Genomic DNA, 3,129 nt, shown 5'->3' with positions numbered 1-3,129 from the left:
TGGAACAACGACTTCCTTCTCTCCGTGCTTGGCCATATGCGATAGCCCTACCTTGTGGGGGAGGGTGGGGAGAGGGGCGGCCCCAGGCTCTGGCGCGAATTATGAGCACCGGCCTGCAGCGGTCGTGTCTATCGGATCGCGCGACCAGCAGCTACTTCCCCTTGCCCAGCTCCATCAGGATCCGCGTCATCAGGTAGAGCCGCGGCACGATCGAGTTGGTGTCGATGTATTCGTCGCGGGCGTGATAGCCCCAGCCGGCGAGGCCGAAGCTTTCGACCACGATGGCCTTGCCGCTGCGCGCGGCGTAGCCGGCGTCGGTCGCGCCGCCGGTCATCTCCGCAATATCGAGCGTGCGGTCGAGCTCCGCGTAGATCGCCTGTCCCTGCTTGGCGAGCGCGCGGCCGCGATCATTCGCGACAAAGGGCGGGCGGCCCCCGGTGACCTTCACGGTCACCTCGGTGTCAGGGATCAGTCTGTCTTTCACCTTCTCGTCGAGCGCGGCCTGCAGCTTCTGCACGCCGTCCGGAATGGTGAGGCGGATGTCGGCGCCGGCAGAGGCATGATCGGGGATCTGGTTGCGCACGGTGCCGGCCTTCGCGGTGGTCCAGTTCAGCTGCGTGCCCGGAATCGATTTCGCGACGTCCTGGGTCTGCAGCAATTGATGCGCCAGCTCGATCAGCGCGTTGCGGCCGAGCTGTGGGGCTGCGCCGGCATGCGAGGCCTTGCCCTTCACGTCCAGCGTGCCGGTCGCGGTGCCACTGGCGCCGAGCAGCAGACTTTCATTCTTGGCCACCGGCGGTGCCACCGTCGGCTCGCAGGACAGCACCACGTCGTGCTGGTCGGCGAGCTCGGCGATGATCTCGCCGGAGCCGATCGATCCGACTTCCTCATCCGGATTGAACGACACGGTGAGCTTTGCGTAGTCGCGCCAGCCGGTATCGTTGAGGATCTTCAGCGAATGCAGGATGACGGCGATGCCGCCCTTGTCGTCGGCAATGCCGGGCCCGTAGATCCTGTTGCCGTCGACCTTGTAGGGCTGGGTATCGAGGATGCCGTGCTCATAGACCGTGTCCATATGCGCGATCAGCATCAGCTTCCTGCTGCCGGTGCCCTCAAAGGTGCCGATCACCATGTCGGCGCCGGCGCCTTTCGTGGTCTTGCGCCGCTCGGTCTTGGCGCCGAGCGCCTTCAGCCGCGCTTCGGTGTAGTCGGCCATCTTCTTCAGGCCCTCGACGTCGCTGGAGCCCGACTCGATCAGCACCATGTCGTGCAGGCTTTCGATCACGGCCGGCTGGGCCTGCTCGGCGGCCGCGCGCAGCTTTTCATCCGCGGCAGCAAGGGCGGGGGACGAGGCGAGGGCGAGCGAGAACAGGCCGGCCGACGCGAGCAATTTGATGGATCGTTTCATGATTGTCCTCCCTGTAAAGCGCAGGGAGGACACTAACATCGCAAACCATCTGTCTCCAGCCGCGTCAGGCCTGGTCGAGCACCTCGACATCGAGCGTTTCGATCTCGGCGGGCTCGGCGGTGGCATCGATCGCCGCGATCCTGTCGCCTGAGATCGTGACCCGCAGCACGACGCGCAGCGCGCCGCCGAAGACGACGGCAACGCCGATCGCGCCGTCGACCAGCGCCGGCCTCGCCGCCTGCGCGCGTCCCTTGAAGCTTTCGGCGACCGCAACAGCACCGCGGATCACCGGCAGCGAGCCGAGCCGCTGCGCGGCCTGATCGGCGCGCACCACGACGTCGGGCGCGAGCACGGCGAGCAGCCCTTCGAAATCGCCGTTGCGGGACGCAGCGAGGAAAGCTTCGACGATGCCGCGCTGCCGGCTGAGATCGGCGTCCGGCGCGGGCGGTGCGCCCTGCACGCGGCGCCGCGCGCGGCTCGCCAGTTGCCGCGCGGCGGCCGGCGTGCGTCCGACGATCGGCGCGATCTCCTCGAAAGGTACCGCGAACATGTCGTGCAGCACGAAAGCCAGCCGCTCGGCCGGCGCCAGCGTCTCCAGCACCACGAGCAGCGCCGCGCCGACGGAATCCGCCATCTCGCTCTCGCGCTCGGACGGATTGTCCGCGATCGGCTCCGGCACATGCGGCCCGATCGGCTCCTCGCGGCGCGATTTGCGCGCGCGCAGCATGTCGAGGCAGATTCGCGCGACCACCGTGGTCAGCCAGCCCCCGAGATTGTCGACCGCGGCAGTGTCGGTGCGGCCGAGCCGCAGCCAGGCCTCCTGCACGGCATCGTCGACCTCGGCGGTCGAGCCCAGCATGCGGTAGGCCACGGCGCGCAGGCGCGGCCGGTTGGCCTCGAACTGTTCGGCCACAAACTTTTTCTCGTCCATCGGTCACATTCCCTTTGTCCGCTCCGTCATGGCCATGACGAACGAAAGTGGGCCGATGTGACAACAGATCGGCACGGCTTCGTCAAAAGACAAATCAGGAGAGTGATATGATGAAAGCCCGCATGAATCACCCGGTGATGGTTGTTCCCGATGCCATGAAGGCGCTGCAGGCGCTCAGCGAGAGCACCAAACCGGCTTTGCCGGAAAAGCTGCTCGAACTGGTGCATCTGCGCGCCAGCCAGATCAATGGCTGCAGCGTCTGCGTCGACATGCATCCAAAACTCGCCCGCCGGGCCGGCGAGACCGACGAGCGGCTGTTCGCGGTCGGCGCCTGGCGCGACACGCCGTATTTCACCGAAGCCGAGCGCGCCGCGCTGGCGCTGACCGAGGCGGTGACCCGACTCAGCGACCGCGAGGATCCGGTGACGGACGCGGTGTGGGACGAGGCGGCGAAGCATTTCAACGAGCAGCAGCTCGCGTCTCTGGTGCTCGGCATTGCCGCGATCAACGTCTGGAACCGGCTCAACGTCGCCGTGCGCCAGCCGGTCGGTGTCTGGAAGGTGTGAGGTTTTGGTCTCCCTCTCCCCGTTCTTACGGGGAGAGGGTCGGGGTGAGGGGCTCTCTCCACGAGTGACGCGGGTGGATGGAGCTGTACCCCCTCGCCCGGACCGCATTCCGCTTCGCTGCATGCGATCCGACCTCTCCCCGCAAGCGGGGCGAGGTAAGGGGCGCGCGGGCTAGCTGTGGAATCTCAGGAGGTCGTCCATCGGAAGGCCGAGGCGGCTGATGG

3 protein-coding genes are annotated in these 3,129 nt (G+C 67.0%); 1 reads left to right on the top strand and 2 read right to left on the bottom strand.

Annotated features, from left to right (window positions below; genetic code table 11):
* Positions 1 to 151: 151 nt before the first annotated feature.
* Together CO675_RS39450 and CO675_RS39445 are read right to left on the bottom strand one after the other, a co-directional pair.
* The gene (locus tag CO675_RS39450) at positions 152 to 1,408 is read right to left on the bottom strand and encodes a M20/M25/M40 family metallo-hydrolase (protein WP_097677256.1); all 1,257 of its coding nucleotides are present in this window, start codon (positions 1,406 to 1,408) and stop codon (positions 152 to 154) included.
* Between the two features lie 64 nt (positions 1,409 to 1,472).
* Positions 1,473 to 2,339 carry a sigma-70 family RNA polymerase sigma factor gene (locus CO675_RS39445; RefSeq protein WP_097677255.1) on the bottom strand — a complete coding sequence of 289 codons (867 nt, stop codon included), beginning with the start codon at positions 2,337 to 2,339 and terminating at the stop codon, positions 1,473 to 1,475.
* Between the two features lie 110 nt (positions 2,340 to 2,449).
* Here CO675_RS39445 and CO675_RS39440 point away from each other — a divergent pair, with 110 nt between their 5' ends.
* Entirely contained in the window at positions 2,450 to 2,905 is a 456-nt protein-coding gene (locus CO675_RS39440) for a carboxymuconolactone decarboxylase family protein (RefSeq protein ID WP_097677257.1), read from the top strand.
* Positions 2,906 to 3,129: the final 224 nt, after the last annotated feature.

The sequence above is a fragment of the Bradyrhizobium sp. C9 genome, assembly GCF_002532045.1.
Taxonomy (GTDB): Bacteria; Pseudomonadota; Alphaproteobacteria; order Rhizobiales; family Xanthobacteraceae; genus Bradyrhizobium.
Note: the sequence above shows the minus strand (reverse complement) of the source record. Positions and strands in the feature narration are given on the sequence as shown.